Raw genomic sequence first — 21,508 nt, forward strand, 5'->3', positions numbered from 1 at the left:
TTGGATAAAAGGGGGGAGAATCAATGAAACATGAAGCTGTAAGAGAAGACAAGAGAAGGACTTCTATGCAGACTTTAGTAGAGCTATGGCTGGTATCAACAAAATTGGGATTAACCTCTTTTGGCGGGCCGATTGCTCATATAGGCTATTTTCATGAGGAGTATGTTAGACGTAGAAAGTGGATGGATGAAAAAAGTTATGCTGATTTAGTGGCTCTATGTCAGTTTTTACCCGGTCCTGCTAGTTCCCAAGTGGGAATTGGAATTGGTGTGATGCGTGCGGGTGTTTTAGGTGGCATTATCTCCTTTCTTGGATTTACGTTACCATCTGTATTGGCACTGATTATTTTTGCGTTGATCTTGCAAGGAATAGACATTAAAAATTCGGGCTGGATTCACGGTTTAAAAGTTGTAGCTGTTGCGGTTGTAGCGCAGGCTATTTTAGGCATGGCCCAAAAATTGACGCCCGATTTAAAAAGAAAAGCGCTTGCCTTATTCGCATTGATTGCCACGTTATTATGGCAAACCTCATACACGCAGGTAGTGGTCATCTTGATTGCAGCCATTTTTGGTTTTCTTATCTACTCTAAGAACAATGGAAATATAGATTCTAAAAATCAATTTCCTATATCGCGTAGGTTTGGCGTTATTTGTTTAAGCTTATTTTTTGCATTATTGATCCTTCTTCCGCTAGTAAGAGAGATTACTTCGTGGCATTGGATTGCGGTTTTTGACAGTTTTTATCGGTCTGGTTCCCTTGTATTTGGCGGGGGACATGTAGTACTGCCATTGCTTGAACGGGAATTTGTACCGAACGGATGGATCAGTAAAGAAGTATTCCTTGCGGGATATGGTGCGGCACAAGCTGTTCCTGGTCCGTTATTCACTTTTGCCGCTTATTTAGGTGCGGTTATGAATGGGGGGATTGGTGGGCTAATTGCTACGCTCGCAATCTTTTTACCGGCATTCCTGCTTATTCTTGGGACCCTGCCTTTTTGGGAGACTCTACGGCGTAATCAAAAAATTAATGGAGCGTTAATGGGCGTAAATGCAGCAGTGGTAGGGATCTTAATTTCTGCCTTTTATCAGCCAATCTGGACTAGTTCCATTATGGAACCAATGGATTTTGCTTTTGCCGCAGTTCTATTTAGTATGCTAGTTTATTGGAAGTTGCCGCCTTGGGTAATCGTTGTTACTGGTGCAGCAGGTGGTTCGCTACTAACATTTCTTTCATAAGGATTGTGAAAATCGTAGGTGATTTAACATAGATGCATGCACCATCCACCTTTCCATATATTGAAACCAAACAAGTTAGTTTACGTATGTATATAAGCGGCTATTAATATAGAAGAAAGGTGGCTATGTATAAATGGAAACTAGAGAACAATTATTGGACGAGCTATCTGTAATTGAAAAATGGGAAAAAGACCAAAGTGACTTGTGGTTTTGGGAGCGGCTGGGGCGACTGCCATTTAAGCTTCTGGATAAACTAACTCCTCAATTCATTCATAACAAAGTTGGCAGCTTACTTGAAGAAATCGGTTCTTATATACAAACTGGCGGCAGTTATTTAATTAAAAAAGAGACTATTTTTGAAAAAGTAGAAAAAGAGATTGGGAAGCCAATCAACGATGTATCGGATATTAAAGAAATCCCTATTACGACAATGCATAAGTTAAGCATTGAGCTTACTGAGCAGAGGAAAAAGTTTGCTGCCATCCAAGGAGCCAGCACTGGAATCGGCGGAATTTTTACGCTTGCGATCGATATCCCGGCTTTAATGGCTATTTCTTTAAAAACATTACAGGAAATTGCGCTTATTCATGGTTATGATCCAGGCGAGCAAAGTGAGCGGGTTTTCATTGTGAAATGTTTGCAATTTTCATCTGCTGATATTGTCGGGAAACGAGCGATTTTGAATGAGCTTTCCCAGTATGGTCGACTAGAGAGCAGATCGGGTGAAATGGTTTCACAGCTGCAAGGATGGCGTGAGGTAGTGTATACATATCGGGATCAGTTTGGCTGGAAGAAGCTTTTTCAAATGGTACCGATTGCCGGGATGATTTTCGGGGCATTTACAAACAGGTCAATGATTAATGATCTTTCTGAAACAGGCATGATGCTTTACAGAAAAAGAAGGATTTTGGAGAGGTTGGAGCAAGAGACGAAGGACCTGCGAGATTAGGCAGGTCTCTTTTCTTAAGAATTGTGCTATCCGCAAGTAAGCGGTCGCCATCAGCAAGTAAAAATGAGTTATCCTCCAGTAAACGGATGCTATCCACAAGTCAAAGTATCCATCAGAAACACTATCAATGTCTTTTTAAAAGCGGTCGATCCTGCAAATACAACGCCATGTCCTGGCTGCTTCCTTTGACGATATCTTCGACAATAATCTTCGCGAGCAGCTGGCTGTAGACGGTGCCGTTATCACCAAAGGCAAATAGAAAATAGCTGTTCGGATATTCATCATAAACACCGATAATCGGAAGGCCGTCAACAGTGCCTCCATAGAAAGCCGCTAAATAGAATTCCGGCTGCACCTGAATATCGGGAAACTGCTTATTAAACTCCTCAATCAACTTATCCTTCTTGTACATCAACTTACTATCCCGGTCATCAGGGTAAGTTGCATTATCATCGAGGCCGCCGATGATGATACGATTGTCCGCTGTAGTACGCATAAATAGATAAGGACGGGCCGTTTCCCAAAGGAGTGTGCGGTTATTCCATGTTGAAAAATCATCGACTGGATCTGTGGTAACCGTATAGGTACTCACAAAAGAAGCTTTTTTCTCTTTTTTAATATCGATTCCCTCATAGCCGGCAGTGAAAATAACATGGCGCGCTTTAATCGAGTGTCCCGTCTTCGTTGAAATGACCATCCGTTTCTGCTCCACATCGTAATGGTGACCATTCATTTCCGTATTTTCGTAAATACGAACGCCTTTTTTTGCGGCATAATCAATCAATGCATGAGTAAACTTGAAAGGATTCAGTTCGCCATCGTTGTATGAATAAATCGCTGCTTCTCGGCTAAAAGGATATTTACTTTCAATGTCGTCCTTTGTCCAAAAATCCAGCTCGCAGTTATGCTCCTTTAAAAAGTCGTATTCTTTTTTTAGTTTCGCCACATCTTCTTTCGGAATATTGAATCAGTGCCGTATTTGTACTGGTACTGCCGCTGCCGATTTTCCCTTTTTCGATGGCAATTACATCTAAACCGGCATCCGCGAGGTAATAGGCACACTGGGCAGCAGAGCTTCCACCGCCGATAATACACACTTCACAAGTAAGATCCTCTGCCAAAGATGGATAGGATGGGGCGTCGGGAAAAGTCATTGGCCAATAATATGTTCCAGATTGTAAGTTCATTCTGTTTCCTCCTACTTTTTACACGGATATTGTTACTATTTCCATTCAGGTGTTTAGCATGCAGGAGATTGTTCAAGAAATGCAAAGGGACGGTTCTTCTGCTTCCGAAGCAGAAGAACCGTCCCCACGCTTTTAATAAATAACAACCGGCTCGTATGTGCTGAGGTTGTTATAAACTGTTTTCATAACACTAGATGGTGTGTTGACGCAGCCGCCAGAACCTGCATTTAGGTAGGCTTTGCTTGACCAGTTTGATCGCCAGCTGGCATCGTGAAAACCTTGACCGCTGTTTGTAAATGGTGCCCAATATTGGACTTCAACTTCATAAGATCCACTACCTACGTGACTGCCTTTTAATGTGGATGGTGTTCGTTTGTAGAGGATATACCACACGCCTTTATCGGTATCTTCACCCGTACTGTGTTTACCGGTCACGACACTCGTTGTGACGACTAATTTTCCATGTTTGTAAATCCATATACGCTGCTCGGCAATCGAAACTTCAGCATAGGTATCGCCAATGCCATTGTTCGCGGTCGTTTCATAACCGTAGCCTTCCCCGCTCCAGCCATGTCCGATAATACTAGAAGCAGAAATGGATGTTGTTCCTTTTTCAAAAGCGGCCTGGACCTGTGCAGTTTCTTTATCCACATCTAATGCCCAGCCATAGCCTTGTCCTTTAACCGAAATCACTGAACCTGAATGGGTCTTAAATGTGAAGTTTTTATTTAATGTAGACTGAGAATCATTAATTTCAGTAATCTTGTTTTTAATATCTTCTGTATCAATACTAACTTTTAAATCTTTAGTCACAGAAGCACTTTTGATTAATTCGCTTGCTTTTAGTGAATAAACTTGATTCTGTACTTTATATTCAACGGTTTTCTGAAGGAGTTCTTGCAGCTTTTCTTCTTCTTTTTTTACAACCTCACTGTCTTCTTTGACCGGAAGTATAAACACAGGATCCAGACGGATTTCACTAGTAAAACCCTGCTTCTCGAAGGCCTTTACTAGACCGGCGACATCGTATTGCTCCCCGTCAATGCTTTTTGAAACGACAATTTTACCTTGTTCCAAATGAGCTTGTGCATCTTGGGGCACTTTTAAACTCTTATTCATAGAGATTAGCTTTTCTTCCAATTGTTTTTTCAATTCTTGGCTGTGATACGTATCTGGTTGGGTTGGCATAAGTGAATAATTTTTTGCCTTTGATGAAGGGAAAAACGTCTGCTGGCTTTTTGCTATTTTTTTAACACCTGACAGGTCTTGATCCGTAAATCCCATCTTCGTATCTGTTCCATCTAATATTTGTTGTTGGCCGACATAGACTTCGTTTTTTAATACAGTTGTTTTTAATTTACCAAGTGCCTCATCTGCGGTTAGTCCACTGACATCTATCCCATTAATCTTGATATTTGCATTAAAGTAGTTTGCCTGATAATAACTGATTCCACCCAATATGAGTGCAACCAGAACGGTGATACCTGGTGTGACAAACTTCCAGTTTTTATACCATTTGGTTGGCTTTCCCTGATGTTTACCTATTTCCACTGATGATTCATTTACCGCATTTTCCATGAAAATTCCCCCTCAACCCGGTGACCCAGCAATCAACGTCAACCGCCTTTACTTTTCACTTTGCTTTCAATAGTTACAATTATATTACAACATTCTTAAAATAAACTTAAATTATTACAACTATTCTACTAAATTTTTTTTTTTGAATTTGTCGTAATTTGTAACTGTGTGAAATATTTAATAAAGTTGTGATAGTAGGAAATTATAGTTGAATCCAATAATAAGCCGTGGTATATTAATACAGTCCAATAAATGACTGAAATACCAAAATGGTCAATTAACAGGAGATGGTTATGGCCCAATACTCGGAAGGTGACTTGTATTTCACGGAGGAAAATTTTTTTTATAAAAAAGTGACCAATTGGATAATTTGGTCACTTGTAAATTTAATAGAATAATAATGAGGTGAATCACATGAAAGCTTTCACATCGGTGAAAAGTGAGTTTCTGAAAATCCTTCGCACGCGTAAATTGCTAATCGCTATTATCGGTGTGATGACAATTCCGGTGCTTTATAGCGGAACTTATTTATGGGCCTTTTGGGATCCATATGCCCATTTGGACCGAATGCCTGTGGCGATTGTGAATAACGACCAAGGTGCTGTCTACAATGGGGAGAAGTTAACGATTGGTAAGGATTTAGTGGAGAATTTAAAGGAGAAAAAAAGCTTTAACTGGAATTTTGTTAGTGCCAGTAAGGCAAAAAAAGGCTTGGAAAATCAAGATTATTATTTAGAAATCGAAATTCCTAAAGATTTTTCAAAAAATGCTACCACGTTACAAAGTGATCATCCTGAAAAACTAAATCTCATCTATACCGTTAATGAAGGGAATAACTATTTATCATCGAAAATCGGCGATTCGGCGATTGAAAAAATAAAAGAAGAAGTGTCCAGCTCTGTCACGAAAACATATGCAGAGTCGATGTTTGACAGTTTAAAAGATGTTGCTGACGGATTGAACAAGGCAAGTGACGGGGCCGGGGAGCTTTATAATGGAATTACCGAAGCTAAAGATGGTGCCGGAAACCTAGAGGATGGAATTAATACTGCCGGCAGCGGTGCGGCAAAATTAGCGGATGGTGCAAAATCAGTGGATTCCGGTACCAAAACCATTAAGGAAAACCTGGAAGTTTTAGCAAAAAAATCGGTTGACTTTTCAAAAGGGGTTGTATCGGCTTCATCTGGCTCAAAAGAGCTTCAAAGCGGATTGGAGCAATTTAACACTGGACTTACCCAAATGAAAGAGGCCAACACAAAGCTATTAACAGGTGCGACTCAAAGTGAATCCGGCACTAAGCAATTATCGGATGGCTTAGCTTCAGCCGCAGCTAATTTACCTAGTCTGCAAAAAGGTTCACAGCAGCTTGCGGACGGTGCTTCCCAGCTGTCTGATTCCTTAGATCAATGGAAGACAGGAGCAGACCAAACAAAGGCTGGGGCCGATTCCGTAAGCCAAGGACTGGAGCAGCTGCTTGGTCAAGTAAGCAGCATGGCGGATAGTTCGACAGACCCAGCCGAAAAGGCAAAATTGACTGCCCTAAAGGACAGCCTGACACAATTATCACAAGGCAGCCAGCTGGTCGCTTCAGGTGTGGGTAATTTGTCAAGCAGTGCTGGCCAAATCAAACAAGGCGCTGGTTCGTTATCTGCCGGCGCGGGTCAGTTAAATCAAGGTCAAGAGAAATTGGCCGATGGCATTAATCAATTATCAGGCGGAGCAAAACAGGTATTAGACGGTCAGGGACAGTTAAAGCAAGGGCTTGCGCAGTTCGGGTCCAAGCTTGATGAAGCCCAAACAGGGTTCGGCCAAATTGTGAACGGCTCAAACAGCCTGACATCTGGGTTAGGCCAATTAGCATCGGGCTCCACTTTATTACAAGATGGGACGAATAAGCTTGCACAGGGAGCGAATCAATTAGCGTCTGGTACCACATCGCTTTACAATGGTGAAAAGGACTTGAATAACGGGATGACCAAGCTTGCGGATGGATCATCGGATTTAACGAGCGGTATGGCGAAACTGGCGGATGGCTCGAAGGAATTGAGCGATCAGTTAGATAGCGGAGCTAAAGATGCCAGTGATGTTAAAGCTAATAACGGTGTGTATGATATGTTTGCTAAACCGGTTAGTCTTAAAAGTTCGAAAATGAATCATGTTCCCAACTACGGCAGCGGCTTGGCACCTTATTTCTTATCACTTAGCTTATTTGTCGGTGCTCTTATGCTGTCTGTTATTTTTCCAATGTTTATACCAGCTTCGGAACCGAAGAGCGGATTTAGTTGGTTTTTAGGAAAGGCAGGGGTTATTTTAGCGGTTGGTATTGGCCAGGCGTTGTTAGTGGACGCGGTCATGCTTTTAGGCCTCGGGCTTGAAGTGAAGAGTGTTCCTTCTTTTATTCTGTTAAGTATTATTACCAGCTGGACCTTCTTGGCAATCATTCAATTCCTTGTGACTACACTTGATAATCCGGGACGTTTCTTAGCCGTGATTATCTTGATTCTGCAATTAACAGGCAGTGCGGGAACGTATCCGATTGAACTAGGACCAACATTCCTCCAGCATATTAGTCATTTCTTGCCAATGACCTATTCGATTTCTGGTTTCAGGGCGGTTATTTCAACTGGTGACTTTGGGTCTATGTGGGGGAATATCGGATATCTTGCCGTCTTCTTTGTTCTATTCCTAGCGGCAACCTTGACATTCTTTATCGTGAAATTCAAACGACAGCCAGAAGTGCAGGTACAATAAAATATTGATGAAAAATGGCAGCTTGAATACAGGCTGCTATTTTTTATTTAAGGCTTACTTTCGCCTTTTTTTGACACCTTTTGGACAAGCGTTGATACGATATCTTTTTCCATTCATAGACTGATAGAGCAAAAGAATGGAGGGATATGATTGTTTGGTTATACAATGGTTCAAATGGTACGATCATATGCACATAAATTAGATCATTCATTACGTGAAAGTATCTTAAACCTCTATAAACCCTTCAAATGGACACCATGCTTTTTGCATAATTTTTTTGAAGGGTCTATAAAAAAGAGAAAAAAATTATCTGTTATTATTGAGTTCGAAGAGGGTTGCTTTGAAGACGGGTGCCAAGTATTAAATGAAATATTGGGACGCCATAAGAAAAATAGATTGAGACATCATTTTCACCGGATTTCCTGCAGCAGTGCCGACCTTACGCCTAATGGATTAGAAGAGATTCTCGTAAATTGCAGCCATATTAAGAAAGTGTATTTAAATAGTGAAGTGAAGGCTTTTTTAAACGTAGCTGTACCATCAGTGAATGCTAAAGGAATCGTAAGAAACGGAAAAGAATTAACTGGCAGCGGGGTTAAGATTGCCATCGTCGATACAGGGATTTATCCACATCCTGATTTATCTGGCAGAATTACAGATTTTGTTGATTTTATTAATAACAGGACAGCTCCATATGATGATAACGGTCATGGGACGCACTGTGCGGGAGATGCCGCTTCAGCCTCATTAAGGTATACGGGGCCTGCTCCAAAAGCAAATCTAGTTGGGGTTAAAGTTCTGGACAGATCAGGTTCAGGTTCTCTTGAAACGATTATGCGCGGGGTGGAATGGTGTATTCAATACAATGAACAAAACCCTACTAATAAGATCGATATTATTAGTATGTCGTTAGGAAGTACTCCCCGCACTTATCGATTAGAGAATCAAGATCCAATGGTTAAAATTGTGGAGAGTGCTTGGCAATCCGGCATCGTCGTATGTGTCGCAGCTGGAAATGAAGGTCCGGATCGGGGTACCATCGCAAGCCCGGGTATAAGTGACCGAGTGATTACGGTGGGAGCATTCGATGACAAGGACACATTGCAAAGAACAGATGATGATGTCGCCAGTTTTTCCAGCCGGGGGCCAACAATTTATAATGTTAAAAAGCCGGATATTTTAGCACCAGGGGTTGATATTGTTTCATTAAGGTCACCTAACTCCTATTTGGACAGGGCTCAAAAGAGCAGCCGAGTAGGGAGTAATTATTTTACTTTATCGGGAACTTCTATGGCGACACCGATTTGTGCTGGAATCGTTGCTTTAATAAAAGAAAGTAATCCTCAATTGAACCCTGATGAAATCAAAAACTCATTAACGTCCGGTACCGTTTTGTGGAAGGACAAGGACTACAATGTATATGGTGCAGGGTATATTGATGCTAATAACTCGATTCCTTAATCATGTGAGAGGGTGTTCTAGTATTAGACGCCCTCTTATCTTTTCTACTATCAACTCGATTATAAGTTTTGCATAGTACATATGTGATAAAATGATATAAAGAGAGACTTAACAAGGGGGGAGACCGTGATTTCTTTTTTAAAACAAAAAGCAGTTCATCTATTCCCAGGCTATTTTGCGCTGGTAATGGCCACGGGGGCCCTCTCCATCGGAACTTATCTGCTTGGAATGGATCTGATTGCTAAGATTTTACTATATTTTAATGTGGCCGCTTATATTAGTTTATGGGTCCTAACGCTTACTCGGCTTTTTTGTTATTTTCCTAGAATGGCTGCCGATTTGATGAGCCATACCGTTGGCCCCGGATTTTTTACGTTAGTCGCAGGAACCAGTATGTTTGGCTGCCAACTTATTATTATTACTGATTTATATACGGTTGCCATGTATTTATGGGGGCTGGCGATTCTTTTATGGGTCGTGATTATGTATACTTTTTTTTCGACGGTTACGATTCGCAAGGATAAACCAGCGCTTGCCGAAGGGATTAATGGGGCTTGGTTAATTGTTGCAGTCGCAACGCACTCGATCTCCATTCTTGGTACACTGCTTGTGTCCCATGTGGAGCATGGGCATGATGTTGTCTTGTTTTTTACGTTATGTATGTATTTCCTTGGCTGTATGTTGTATCTTAATATCATTACGTTGATTTTTTACCGCTTTACCTTTTTAAAGCTTGATCATTCAGCCTTGACACCTCCCTACTGGATTAATATGGGTGCGGTTGCAATTACCACTTTGGCAGGTTCTTCACTTATTTTAAATGCCAAGTATTGGCCATTGCTGGTTGAAATTACTCCTTTTTTAAAAGGGTTCACGTTGTTTTTCTGGATTATGGGTACCTGGTGGATTCCTCTGATGTTTATTTTGATGATCTGGCGTCATCTTTATCATCGTTATCCTTTATCGTATGATCCTCAGTTTTGGGGGATGGCGTTTCCGCTAGCGATGTATACAACGAGCACCTATCAGTTGTCTAAGGCACTGGGTGTTCCATTTTTAACGGTGATTCCTAAGTTTATGGTGTATATTGCACTTGCTGCCTGGGTATTTGTGTTTTTTGGCATGATACACCACTTGTTTTTTCAACGTATTCATTACTCTAAGTCAGTGGAGGAGAGAAGCTTGTAGAGCGGTGTTTCTACGAGCTTTTTTTCGATCTTTTGTTCTCCATGCAGTAGGATTGGATCATTCTAAATTACTTAAGATACGGTGAACCGTACCACAAGTAACTGAGGTTTTTTGGCTTGTAAGATTGGAATTGTTTTTACAATATAGCACCGGAGATAGAAAAAGCCATAAAGGACATACCACTAATGGAATATCTTTTATGGCTTACCTATTCGAAAGAGAGTAATCTTTTAAGAGTACTCATATTAATGCGTTACGTTGAACCCTATCAAATGTAAATAAGGCTTTTCTGAAAAAAGTAACAGCACCTTCCAATTTTGAATTTAGAGGTGCTGTTTTTTATTGGAATACCCATTGATTATCTTCAATATCTAGGATTCTTTATTCATTTCCTCTGCTCTCAACATTCTTTTCACCCTCACAAAAGAGACAAAATCGATTAATTCATCGGCTGACAAAAGTACCCCATCTATTGAAAGTCTGTGAGAGTGGCTTTTTATAAAATTTGTAATCTCTATAAAATCGTCCTTTTCTGCTCCTAATAAATAATCAACCGTTGTATCAAATAAACCTGCAATTTGTAATAAGGAGTGGAGGGAGGGTTCACGGTATCCTGATTCGTATCCAGCATAAGTGCTTTTTGCTATCCCTAGTTTGTCGGCCGTTTCTTGTAGGGACCATTTTCGCTCTTTTCTTAATACAGATAAACGTTCCAGCATGCTCTCGGGGCCTCCAACTTTTTAATATTGGATTTATTATACCATTGAAAATTGGCGAATACTAGAAAAAATACGCGAAACGAGAACAATATATTGATTTTTCATAATTTAATTATATAATATCTAATATAAATACGCGTTGCGCGTAAATGTTGACCATCCTTTTTCAATGGAGATGTTGCTTGTGAAGAAGATTTTATTGCTTGCTACCGGTGGAACGATTGCCTCAGTGGAGAGGAATGAGGGGCTGGTTCCAGAATTATCTGTTGAAGAATTGTTGAACTTTTTACCAGAAACATCAAGTGATGTACATGTTGACGGTAGAATCATCATGAATATTGATAGTACCAATTTGCAGCCAGAGCAATGGATAAAGATCGCTGAGGCCGTCTATACCCATTATCATGATTATGACGGATTTGTCATTACACATGGAACAGATACGTTAGCGTATACATCCTCTGCCCTTTCTTATATGCTTCAGGGTCTGGAAAAACCGGTTGTGCTGACCGGATCGCAGGTTCCAATCAGCTTCAAAAAAACCGATGCGAAGAAAAATGTTTCCGATGCCCTTCTGTTTGCTTGTGAGGATATTGGCGGAGTATTTGTCCTATTTGATGGCCGAGTCATTCTCGGAACGAGAGCAGTCAAAATGAGAACAAAAAGTTATGATGCATTTGAAAGTATTAACCATCCGTATGTAGCTTACGTAAATAGTAATGAAATTGACTACAAATGGAAACCTGTTCGTGCCTCAAAAAAGTTTTCTTTTAATGCTAACTTATGTACCGATGTATTTCTGATGAAATTATATCCTGGTATGAAGCCCGAGACTTTTGATTGTCTAAAAGATTTATATAAAGGAATAATAATTGAAAGCTTTGGAAACGGCGGCTTGCCTTTTGAAGGAAGGAACTTGCTTTCAAAAATCCAAGAGCTTACGGAAAAGGGGATTGCGATCGTTATCACAACGCAATGCCTGGAAGAAGGGGAAGACCTGCTTCTATATGAAGTGGGCCGTAAGGTGGCGCAGCATCAAGTTATTTTATCTGGGGATATGAATACAGAAGCAATCGTTCCCAAATTAATGTGGGCGTTGGGACAAACTCATTCTCTGGAACTGGTTAAGAAAATCATTGAAACTCCAATGGCAGAAGACTTAACCGTCAGATCAGCTAAAGAGGACGATATAGAAACGGAACTTTAGTTTGCTTTAATAGAGGAAATCGAAAAATATGTCTATTATGAGGGCGATGTAAATTGTTTTTGGGCGACATACAATTCTGCCGTTATAAAGACACGTGACGAGATACATCCATAAATGGAGTGGGTACGCTAATGAAGGTTTTACAAAAAACACAAACGATCGTTCGTTATCAGAATGATAACGGTAAAGTTTTTTACGGAATTGTTGAGGGTGATGAGATTTTACAATTGTCCAGTAATTTTACTGAAATTGCAAACAATGAACTAAAATATGATGGTATAAAACTTAAATATAGTGATGTCAAAGTTTTAGAGCCTGTAGCACCCTCAAAGGTGATTAATTTTGGCTGGACATATGCTGAACATGCAAGGGAGACTGGGGGACAGGCTAACCTCAAAGAACCATTTATGTTTTTAAAACCAGCCTCTTCCTTGATTCCAAATGAAGAGGATATCATTCTTCCGTCAAGTGATTTAACCAAGCAGGTAGAAATGGAAGGGGAAGTAGCCCTTATCATTGGGAAACGTGGTAAAAATATAAAAGAAGAAGAGGCATTGGATTATGTTTTTGGCTGTACGATCTTTAATGATGTAACGGCAAGAGACCTTACAAAAACGGATCCCCAGTTTACACGCGGCAAAGGTTTTGACACTTTTGGACCGTTGGGGCCGTGGGTTGTGACTGGCCTCGATCCAACTAATTTACGAATCGTTACAACTTTAAACGGAAAAGTCGTACAAGATGGTAATACGAATCAGATGTCACTTTCCATTCCTTTCCTTATCAGCTGGGTTTCACAGATTATGACACTGGAGCCTGGTGATGTTCTGGCTACTGGTTCACCATCTGGCAGTTGTCCAATGAAGGCAGGCGATGTCGTAACTGTGGAAGTAGAGAATATCGGTAAACTATGTAATTATGTATTGTAGCAGATATAAAAAAAGAAGAAGGGGCCTAATTAGGCCTCTTAGGAGCACGGGAACCGTCCCCGTGCTTCTTATTTTGATTGGAAATATTCAAGTAATCCTAGATAGATTCCTTGAGCTGCGTTATTAGGGAAATTAGAGCTTATTTCCATAACAAGAAGATTTGTAAGATCATTCTTTCTTATATTTTTCTGATGAATCATAAAACTAAAACAACTTGGAAACCTCTTTACAAAATAGGTTACTACTAATATAGTAATCACATGGATTAAAAAGATCTTTTCCAGTGGTAAAAAATAAAACTTTTACAGAAATGAAAGCGCTGTCGTTATAGAAACGAATCAATGTAAAGGTAAACCCGCCTCATGGTTGAAATTACCATTAACTTCAAAAAAAGAAAGGGTTTACAACTTTAGTGACAAAGGAGTAAAATGAATTTGTCAGTTAGACGTCTGACATCCTACTTTTGTATGCAGGTACTAGGTTTCGATAAAAATATTCGTTGATATTTATATAAAAAGAGGTGCGCTCCAATGAGAATGGTTGATTTAATTGAGAAAAAACGTGATGGTTACGAATTAACCAAAAAAGAAATTGAATTCTTGATAAACGGGTTTACAAAAGGAGATATTCCTGATTATCAAATGTCAGCTTTTGCAATGGCTGTGTTTTTTCAGGGAATGACAAAAGAGGAACGCGTTTACTTAACGGAGGCGATGGTTCAATCAGGTGATCAAATCGACCTCTCAGGCATTGTAGGGATAAAAGTAGATAAGCACAGTACCGGTGGAGTTGGCGACACAACAACCCTTGTGCTGGCACCGCTTGTTGCTTCTGTCGGTGTTCCAGTTGCAAAAATGTCAGGAAGAGGCTTAGGCCATACTGGAGGTACCATTGACAAATTGGAATCCATTAAAGGATTTCATGTGGAAATTTCAAATGAAGAATTCACCCAATTAGTGAATCAAAATAAAGTAGCTGTCATTGGTCAGAGCGGGAATTTAACACCTGCTGATAAAAAATTGTATGCACTTAGGGATGTAACTGCAACAGTTGACTCCATTCCGCTGATTGCCAGTTCCATTATGAGTAAGAAAATTGCTGCAGGCGCTGATGCGATTGTTCTGGATGTCAAAACAGGCAGCGGAGCGTTCATGAAAAATCTTGATGATGCGAAAGAATTAGCTCAGACGATGGTGGAGATCGGCAATGGCGTCGGGCGGAAAACAAAGGCGATCATTTCCGATATGAGCCAGCCGCTCGGCTTTGCAGTCGGCAATGCTCTTGAAGTAAAAGAAGCGATTGACACGCTTAAAGGACAAGGACCTGATGATTTGCAAGAACTCTGTTTAACCCTTGGAAGCCATATGGTAGTATTGGCGGAAAAAGCTGCAGATTTCAACCAGGCGCGTGAAATGTTAGAAGAGTCCATTCAGAGCGGTCTGGCATTGCAAACCTTTAAAACCTTCCTTGAAGCACAAGGAGGAGATGCATCGGTTGTGGATGATCCTGCTAAACTTCCAACTGCATCCTATCTGGTTGAAGTTCCGGCAAAAACTTCTGGTTATGTGGCTGAAATTACGGCGGAAACGGTTGGAATCGCTGCAATGATGTTAGGAGCAGGACGGGCCACAAAAGAATCTGTCATTGATTTGGCGGTAGGCGTTGTCCTTCATAAGAAGGTAGGGGATTATGTCGAGGCAGGAGAGTCCTTGGTTACGATTCATAGCAACAAAGAAAATGTTCAGGAAGTAATCGAAAAGATTTACTCAGCTTATAAAGTTACAGATGAAAAGGTAGACGCACCTAGACTCATCTATGCTGAAATTCAATAATTGGTAAAGAAATAGTAATTGCTTGTGAATTAGCGTTCAGGTGGAAAGAACGTAAATGAGAAACATCATCTTCTGCATACTAGAAATATCTAGAGGCTGGTCTCACCCGCCAGCCTGGATCCTAAAAACATATTTAAAAGGATGACGAAACATGGACATGCAAACATTACTCGATCAAGCAATCGAAGCCAGGAAAAAAGCGTATACGCCCTATTCAAATTTTCAAGTAGGCGCAGCAGTTTTGACAAAAGATCATCATGTCTTTCAAGGATGCAATATTGAAAACGCCTCCTATGGATTGGCCAATTGCGCTGAAAGAACGGCTATTTTTAAAGCGGTTTCTGAAGGAAAAAAGGAAATAGATACAATCGTTGTTGTTGCTGATACGGAGGGCCCTGTTTCACCTTGTGGTGCCTGTCGTCAAGTAATGGCCGAATTCTGTGATAAAAACACAAAAATTATTTTAGCTAATTTAAACGGCGAGAAGATGGAGACCACCATTGATGAATTGCTGCCCGGTTTTTTTTCTTCTAAAGATTTAACAAAATAAATTTTTGTTTGTGATGTAAGCGAATACGAACTACTTTTGGAGGACTTACAATGAAATACATCATTGCGATTATCGGACTGCTTGTTGTTTTCGGACTCGCATACGTGGCAAGTAATAATCGGAAAAACATCAAAATAAAACCGATTATTCTTATGGTCATTATTCAAGTCATATTATCAGCATTATTATTAAATACCACGTTAGGCCTGGATTTAATCAAAGTATTTGCAGGAGTCTTTAGTAAATTATTAGGATATGCAGGTGCCGGGATCTCGTTTGTTTTCGGGGGACTTGCTAATAAAGGAGAAATGCCATTCTTCCTAAATGTATTGCTGCCAATCGTGTTTATTTCCGTGCTAATTGGAATATTTCAGTATTTTAAAATCCTGCCATTCATTATGAAAGCGATTGGGTTATTACTCAGCAAGGTGAACGGCATGGGGAAATTGGAATCCTATAACGCGGTTGCTTCGGCCATGATTGGTCAATCTGAAGTGTTTATTACGGTGAAAAAGCAGCTTGGTCTCTTGCCTGCCCATCGTTTATATACCCTTTGTGCATCAGCGATGTCTACCGTTTCAATGTCAATTGTCGGTGCCTATATGACCATGGTTGAACCAAGATACGTGGTTACGGCACTGGTTCTGAATTTATTTGGCGGATTTATCATTACTTCTATTATTAACCCTTATACAGTAGATCCAAACGAGGATATTCTTGATATCCAGGAAGTAGAAAAGCAGAGCTTTTTTGAAATGTTAGGCGAATACATTATCGATGGTTTTAAAGTAGCAGTAATTGTCGGTGCGATGCTAATTGGTTTTGTTGCCTTAATGGCTGCCATTAATAATATTTTTGATTTAATTTTTCATATTACATTCCAGGAGATATTGGGATATATCTTTTCGCCGATTGCGTTTATCATGGGAATTCCATTTTCAGAGGCTGTCCAAGCTGGCGGTATAATGGCCGAAAAGCTTGTAACGAATGAGTTTGTAGCCATGATGGACTTGGCGAAAATAGGGGATTCCTTCAGCCCTCGCACATTAGGAATTATTTCTGTTTTCCTTGTTTCATTTGCCAATTTTTCATCGATCGGGATTATTGCTGGTGCAGTAAAAAGTCTTAACGAGAAAAAGGGTAACGTTGTTGCCAAATTTGGCTTAAAGCTTTTATACGGCGCCACTCTGGTCAGTGTGTTATCGGCTGTGGTTGTAAGTATTGTTTTATAATCTGTTGAAAAAGCATTTTTTCATCCTGTAAGGATGGAAAACTGCTTTTTCCTTTTTGAAGGAGGGGAATGTTGTGAAAAATTTTTTTTCACAACAAAGCATATGAGTTTCGTCGGATTATTTCTTTCAGGTGCCGTTTTATTTCTTAATAGTTTGATGTTAACAGGAAAAGCTGAAGCAAAAAGTGTTGGGGTTTTTAATCTATTTGTAGGAGTCATACAACTGATTATACCGTTTTATTTAATTATGGTGTCAGGTCAACATCATTGGGAGTTGTATAACTACGCATCTATCTTTTTATTTGGTTTAACTTATTTATATGTTGGGGTCACCGCATTAACAGGACTTGATGGCAGGGGACTCGGCTGGTTTTGTTTATGGGTTGAGGTCATAGCAGTTGTGTATACGTTGACAGCCGTGATCCACTTCCATGATGCTGTTAGTGCGATTACATGGGGAATGTGGGCTTTTCTGTGGCTATTATTCTTCTTATCCAATTCACTGAAAATGAAGATTGACCATTATCTTGGACAGGTTGCCTTTATTCAATCCTGGGTTACATTAACAATCCCGTCTTTATTGTATTTTTTAGGAATTTGGAACACACCTGTTGTCAAAGAAATATGGTTAATTGTTTTAATCGTGTCCATCGTTTATTTTTGTATAAGCTTATTTAAATTCCGTTTGCCCATACAGAAAAGCAATGAAAGATTGGAAGGGACGGATTTGAGGAGGATTTAAAATGGAGAAAAATATCGACAAACAACTGCTACATCTGGGGACAACCGCAGCTGATAATTTTAATGTTAAAAGATTTGAAAGCAATAACCACTAATTTGGAGGTGTGAAGATTGAAAACGATCTTGATTACAGGGGCAGGTACAGGGCTTGGTAAAGAACTTGCCCTCGCATATGCCCAGGAAGGAAATCGGATCATTCTAGTTGGTAGAACGCAATCTCATTTGGATGAAGTAAGACAAATGATAGAAAAGACAAATGGAAGTGCTATATCAGCGACCTGTGATATTACAGATTCTAATAGGGTTGAGCAATTGCTCTACCATTTGAATGAAACTGAAAAAATTGATCTAGTGATTAATAATGCAGGTATCGGTTACTTCGGTCCCTTGCAAGAAATCTCAGCTGATAGGATCAGTCACATGATCGATACGAATGTAAAAGGAACGATTTATGTAACAAAAGCAATATTGCCGACCTTCTTGGAACGAAATGCCGGAAAAATCATGAACATTATTTCAACAGCTGGATTGCGTGGGAAAGTTCATGAAACAGCCTATTGTGCAAGTAAGTTTGCCATTCGAGGGTTTACTGAAGCATTAGTAAAAGAGTTAGAGAGTACTTCGATTTCTGTTTCCGGTGTCTATATGGGGGGGATGGATACTCCTTTTTGGGATGAAAATAACTTTGTGACTGACCGTTCAAGATTAAAATCTGCAAAAGAAGTGGCATTGGAAATACTAGAAAGAGAAAATGAAACCGGGTTGATTATTGATTGATCGTTTTATCCTTAACGGTATCCCTTGCTAACCACTTAACTGCTATCTTAAGTAAATCCATTTAAGAAATACTGCCTTTAATAGTTAATTTCACAAAGTGAAAAAGAGAATTGACAAAAATTATAACTTAAAATATTAGCCATAAAAAGTAAATAAATTTATTAAATCGAGTAGTATGATACTGCTAAATTAAGGGATATTATGAAGTTTAAATGAAATAGTAAGCATGTTTTATTATTTATTGGAAAAAATACCATCATAACAAAGAATATCCAAAGTTTGGTGGGATTTGAAACATGAAACTATTTGACATGATACATGATGCATTTGAGCCCTTTATGGATGGGGAGAAAAGACCATTGAATGTGATGGAGGTTTCTAACCTTTGGTTTTTTCTTTTAGGTACAGAGACCACTATGCGTAATGAAGAAATTGGTTACAACATAGCTCTTGATCCAGAACTGAAACAAATTTTAAAGGATATCAGAGAAACTGTACATGTCCCGATTCGAGACGAGCTGATCGAGTTTCTTAAGAAAGAAGGTATCCCATTAACGAAAACTACGTCTGAAAAACCACTCGGGGATTTTCAAAATATACCGGAGGGCGCAAAGCTAAATGACGAAGAACTGGTTAACCTCATGTCCTATAATCTGGCGATGGGAGTCAATTATGCCGCCAGGGGCCTAACTGAATCGATACGGGCAGATGTTGGATTACTTTTTTCAAAAATTATCATGAGAAAGACTATGGCGGGGTTAACAGTAAAACAGTACTTAGAACGGCATGAGTGGCTTCGTATTCCGCCCTATTACAAAGGTTAATTTTAAGAGAACGGATTAATTATGTAGAAAAACCTGCCTTCATTATGGCAGGTTATTTCTATTGCTCCGATTATTTCTCCTCTTGAGGGTAGTGTTATTGGAGGGTTGGTAGATTCCTATTTTAAAAGTAGCATATAAAAAAATTTATCAGAAATTGGATGTTCTTGACTTAAACTAGATCATATTGTTAATTACCCGGGAAATGTGAAAGTTTTTAGAGGAGTTTGTCGAATTCCTTTGGGGAATTGTTGAAGATGGTTTAATAAATAGAAATTGTCAGTTTTTGAAGTGAATGAAAAAAGTAGAAGATACCTATATCGGGTAGCGATACATGGTATAATTCCATTAGAAATAAATGGAAGTTTATATAAAGGGAGGTTTGAAGAAGATGAATTGGTTGAAAAAGTTTAAAGACCGACTTACTGGGTTGACTGATGCCATTAGCCGTTTCCCTTTAACCACATTATTCTTGTTAGCTGCAGCCGTGATTAATGCCTATTCGATTATCACGGAAAAGGATGATATCAAATTACTTTTAACCTTTATATTGGGTGCATTCCTTAGTGCAGTTGCTCAGGTTAGTTATGAACGATTCTTTTCTAAATATTCGTCTCGACTGGCGCTAATGGGAGCGGCGATTATCCTAACGGGTGGATACTACTTGATTGTTAGACCAGCTCCAAATTTAAGTACAGAGATTGAAATTAGAACCGTTGTGGCCATGTTTGCGCTGCTTTGGGCCTTCATCTGGGCGCCCGTAATCAAAAGCAACACTAGTTTTAATAAAAGCTTCATGATTCCCTTTAAGTCATTTTTTATTTCCCTGTTTTTCTCTGGTATTATCTACGGCGGGATATCGATTATCCTTGTAGCCTTTAATGAGCTGATTTTTAAGATTGGTTATACGGCTTACCCACATACAGCTAACCTAATATTTATTCTTTTTGCACCTTTATACTTCCTATCGCTTATCCCTGATTATTCAAGGGCGAAGGGCGACACGGTTGATCAAGCTGCACATTGTCCGGCGTTTTTGAGAATACTGCTATCATATATTTTCATTCCACTAGTAGCAGTGTTCACGCTCATCTTAGTGCTCTATATTTTTAAAAATATCACCGGGGCATTTTGGGCTGATAACTTACTTGAACCTATGCTTGTCTCTTATTCTATTACGGTTATTTTGCTTTATATCTTAGTTAGTGAGCTTGAGAATAAGTTTACGGTCTTTTTTAGAAAGGTTTTTCCTAAGGTATTAATCCCCATTGTTCTCTTTCAGGTTGCCTCTTCGCTCATAAGTTTAAGTGAAACAGGCGTTACACATACCCGTTATTATGTGATTTTATTTGGTGTATTTGCTATAATTGCGGGTGTTTTATTGAGCTTTTTACCTGTACGGAAAAATGGAATTCTTGCGGCTTTGTTGATTATTTTTTCAGCCATTTCGATTGTTCCTCCTGTGGATGCATTTACTATAAGTAGAAACAGTCAGATTGCTATCCTTGAAAATGAGCTCTTAAAATATGATATGCTCGAAAATAATAAAATTAAGCCTAACGATTCGGTTTCTGAAAAGGATAGAAAGATTATTACCAATACTGTTCAATACTTAGACCGCATGGGATATATAAAGGAGATTTCTTGGTTACCGAGGAATTTTGATGTTTATAAGGATTTTAAGGATACTTTCGGTTTTCATGAGTATCAAGAGTCGGGGGATGAAAACCAATCTGTGTACCTGACGATGGTGCCATCAATGCCGATTAATATAGAAGGATTTGATCGATTTATTCAAATGGATCTTTATCAATTTGATAACGATGGTGAGAAGGAGATTAACGATTTTGAGAAGGCGGGTAAAACCTATACCCTTGTTTCAGATACAAAAGGAAAACGTATTGATTTGAAATTGGTGGGAGAAGACAGACAAGAGCTTATCCGTTTTAACACACAGGAAATCTTTGATAAGTTCTATCATTACAATGCAACTAAGGGCACGATAACAGCGGAAGAAGCTACGTTCACAAAGGAAAACAGGCGTGCCAAACTGACGATTGTGGTGCAAAATGTAAGTATTGAAAAACCAAATAACCAGAATAACGCAGGGTTATTTGTGTTTATTCAAATTAAATAGGATGGCTTTTTCATTCCAAATTATTAGACCCCTCCTAGTCTGGAGGGGTTTTAAGTGTGTGGTGGAATTTATTTTTATATTAGTAATTTCCAAGAATACAGGAAAATAGATTGAACGACTTTAGGTCGAAAGAACGGTTTCTTGCAACTGCGGTCAAAAATTGTTTTATTTCCTCGAATGCTGTCATTGAACGTGACAATTAAGGAAAGGGGGTG

General features: G+C 39.4%; 16 protein-coding genes and 1 pseudogene. 14 read left to right on the forward strand and 3 right to left on the reverse strand.

Annotated elements, in window-relative coordinates:
- Positions 1–23: 23 nt before the first annotated feature.
- Complete coding sequence (locus tag COD92_RS08225; protein ID WP_098996151.1) at positions 24–1,235, forward strand: chromate transporter; 1,212 nt, start codon at positions 24–26, stop codon at positions 1,233–1,235.
- 133 nt (positions 1,236–1,368) lie between these two features.
- The gene (locus COD92_RS08230; RefSeq protein WP_098996152.1) at positions 1,369–2,184 is read left to right on the forward strand and encodes an EcsC family protein; all 816 of its coding nucleotides are present in this window, start codon (positions 1,369–1,371) and stop codon (positions 2,182–2,184) included.
- A gap of 124 nt (positions 2,185–2,308) precedes the next feature.
- Here COD92_RS08230 and COD92_RS08235 read toward each other — a convergent pair.
- A pseudogene (locus COD92_RS08235) lies at positions 2,309–3,371 on the reverse strand (NAD(P)/FAD-dependent oxidoreductase).
- 132 nt (positions 3,372–3,503) lie between these two features.
- Positions 3,504–4,949 (reverse strand): L,D-transpeptidase family protein, encoded by a 1,446-nt coding sequence (locus tag COD92_RS08240; protein WP_098996153.1) that lies wholly within the window; start codon positions 4,947–4,949, stop codon positions 3,504–3,506.
- A 414-nt stretch (positions 4,950–5,363) separates the two neighbouring features.
- On the opposite strand from COD92_RS08240, the gene COD92_RS08245 reads away from it, so the two are divergent.
- From COD92_RS08245 to COD92_RS08255, 3 genes are all read left to right on the forward strand, one after another.
- Positions 5,364–7,700 carry a YhgE/Pip domain-containing protein gene (locus tag COD92_RS08245; protein WP_098996154.1) on the forward strand — a complete coding sequence of 779 codons (2,337 nt, stop codon included), beginning with the start codon at positions 5,364–5,366 and terminating at the stop codon, positions 7,698–7,700.
- Between the two features lie 150 nt (positions 7,701–7,850).
- Positions 7,851–9,161, forward strand: a complete 1,311-nt coding sequence (locus COD92_RS08250; RefSeq protein ID WP_098996155.1) for a S8 family peptidase — start codon at positions 7,851–7,853, stop codon at positions 9,159–9,161.
- A gap of 126 nt (positions 9,162–9,287) precedes the next feature.
- Positions 9,288–10,349 carry a tellurite resistance/C4-dicarboxylate transporter family protein gene (locus COD92_RS08255; RefSeq protein ID WP_255295259.1) on the forward strand — a complete coding sequence of 354 codons (1,062 nt, stop codon included), beginning with the start codon at positions 9,288–9,290 and terminating at the stop codon, positions 10,347–10,349.
- Between the two features lie 371 nt (positions 10,350–10,720).
- Here COD92_RS08255 and COD92_RS08260 read toward each other — a convergent pair whose 3' ends face one another.
- Positions 10,721–11,068 carry a helix-turn-helix domain-containing protein gene (locus COD92_RS08260; protein WP_098531327.1) on the reverse strand — a complete coding sequence of 116 codons (348 nt, stop codon included), beginning with the start codon at positions 11,066–11,068 and terminating at the stop codon, positions 10,721–10,723.
- Between the two features lie 184 nt (positions 11,069–11,252).
- Here COD92_RS08260 and COD92_RS08265 point away from each other — a divergent pair, with 184 nt between their 5' ends.
- From COD92_RS08265 to COD92_RS08305, 9 genes are all read left to right on the forward strand, one after another.
- Positions 11,253–12,275, forward strand: a complete 1,023-nt coding sequence (locus COD92_RS08265; protein ID WP_098996156.1) for an asparaginase — start codon at positions 11,253–11,255, stop codon at positions 12,273–12,275.
- 131 nt (positions 12,276–12,406) lie between these two features.
- The gene (locus tag COD92_RS08270; protein WP_098996157.1) at positions 12,407–13,204 is read left to right on the forward strand and encodes a fumarylacetoacetate hydrolase family protein; all 798 of its coding nucleotides are present in this window, start codon (positions 12,407–12,409) and stop codon (positions 13,202–13,204) included.
- A 530-nt stretch (positions 13,205–13,734) separates the two neighbouring features.
- On the forward strand, positions 13,735–15,036 hold the full coding sequence (locus COD92_RS08275; protein WP_098996158.1) for a pyrimidine-nucleoside phosphorylase: 1,302 nt from the start codon (positions 13,735–13,737) through the stop codon (positions 15,034–15,036).
- Between the two features lie 151 nt (positions 15,037–15,187).
- Entirely contained in the window at positions 15,188–15,586 is a 399-nt protein-coding gene (locus COD92_RS08280; RefSeq protein WP_098996159.1) for a cytidine deaminase, read from the forward strand.
- 50 nt (positions 15,587–15,636) lie between these two features.
- Positions 15,637–16,818 (forward strand): NupC/NupG family nucleoside CNT transporter, encoded by a 1,182-nt coding sequence (locus COD92_RS08285; RefSeq protein ID WP_098996160.1) that lies wholly within the window; start codon positions 15,637–15,639, stop codon positions 16,816–16,818.
- A gap of 102 nt (positions 16,819–16,920) precedes the next feature.
- Positions 16,921–17,559: an AmiS/UreI family transporter gene (locus tag COD92_RS08290; RefSeq protein WP_098996161.1), complete on the forward strand. Its 639-nt coding sequence runs from the start codon at positions 16,921–16,923 to the stop codon at positions 17,557–17,559.
- A 110-nt stretch (positions 17,560–17,669) separates the two neighbouring features.
- A complete protein-coding gene (locus COD92_RS08295) occupies positions 17,670–18,335 on the forward strand; it encodes an SDR family NAD(P)-dependent oxidoreductase (protein WP_098996162.1) in 666 nt (221 codons plus the stop codon).
- A gap of 296 nt (positions 18,336–18,631) precedes the next feature.
- Entirely contained in the window at positions 18,632–19,159 is a 528-nt protein-coding gene (locus tag COD92_RS08300; protein ID WP_098531335.1) for a DUF3231 family protein, read from the forward strand.
- A gap of 388 nt (positions 19,160–19,547) precedes the next feature.
- Positions 19,548–21,293, forward strand: coding sequence for a DUF4153 domain-containing protein (locus COD92_RS08305; protein ID WP_098996163.1), 1,746 nt, complete (start codon positions 19,548–19,550; stop codon positions 21,291–21,293).
- The last annotated feature ends 215 nt before the right edge of the window (positions 21,294–21,508 follow it).

This window comes from Bacillus sp. AFS037270 (assembly GCF_002585305.1).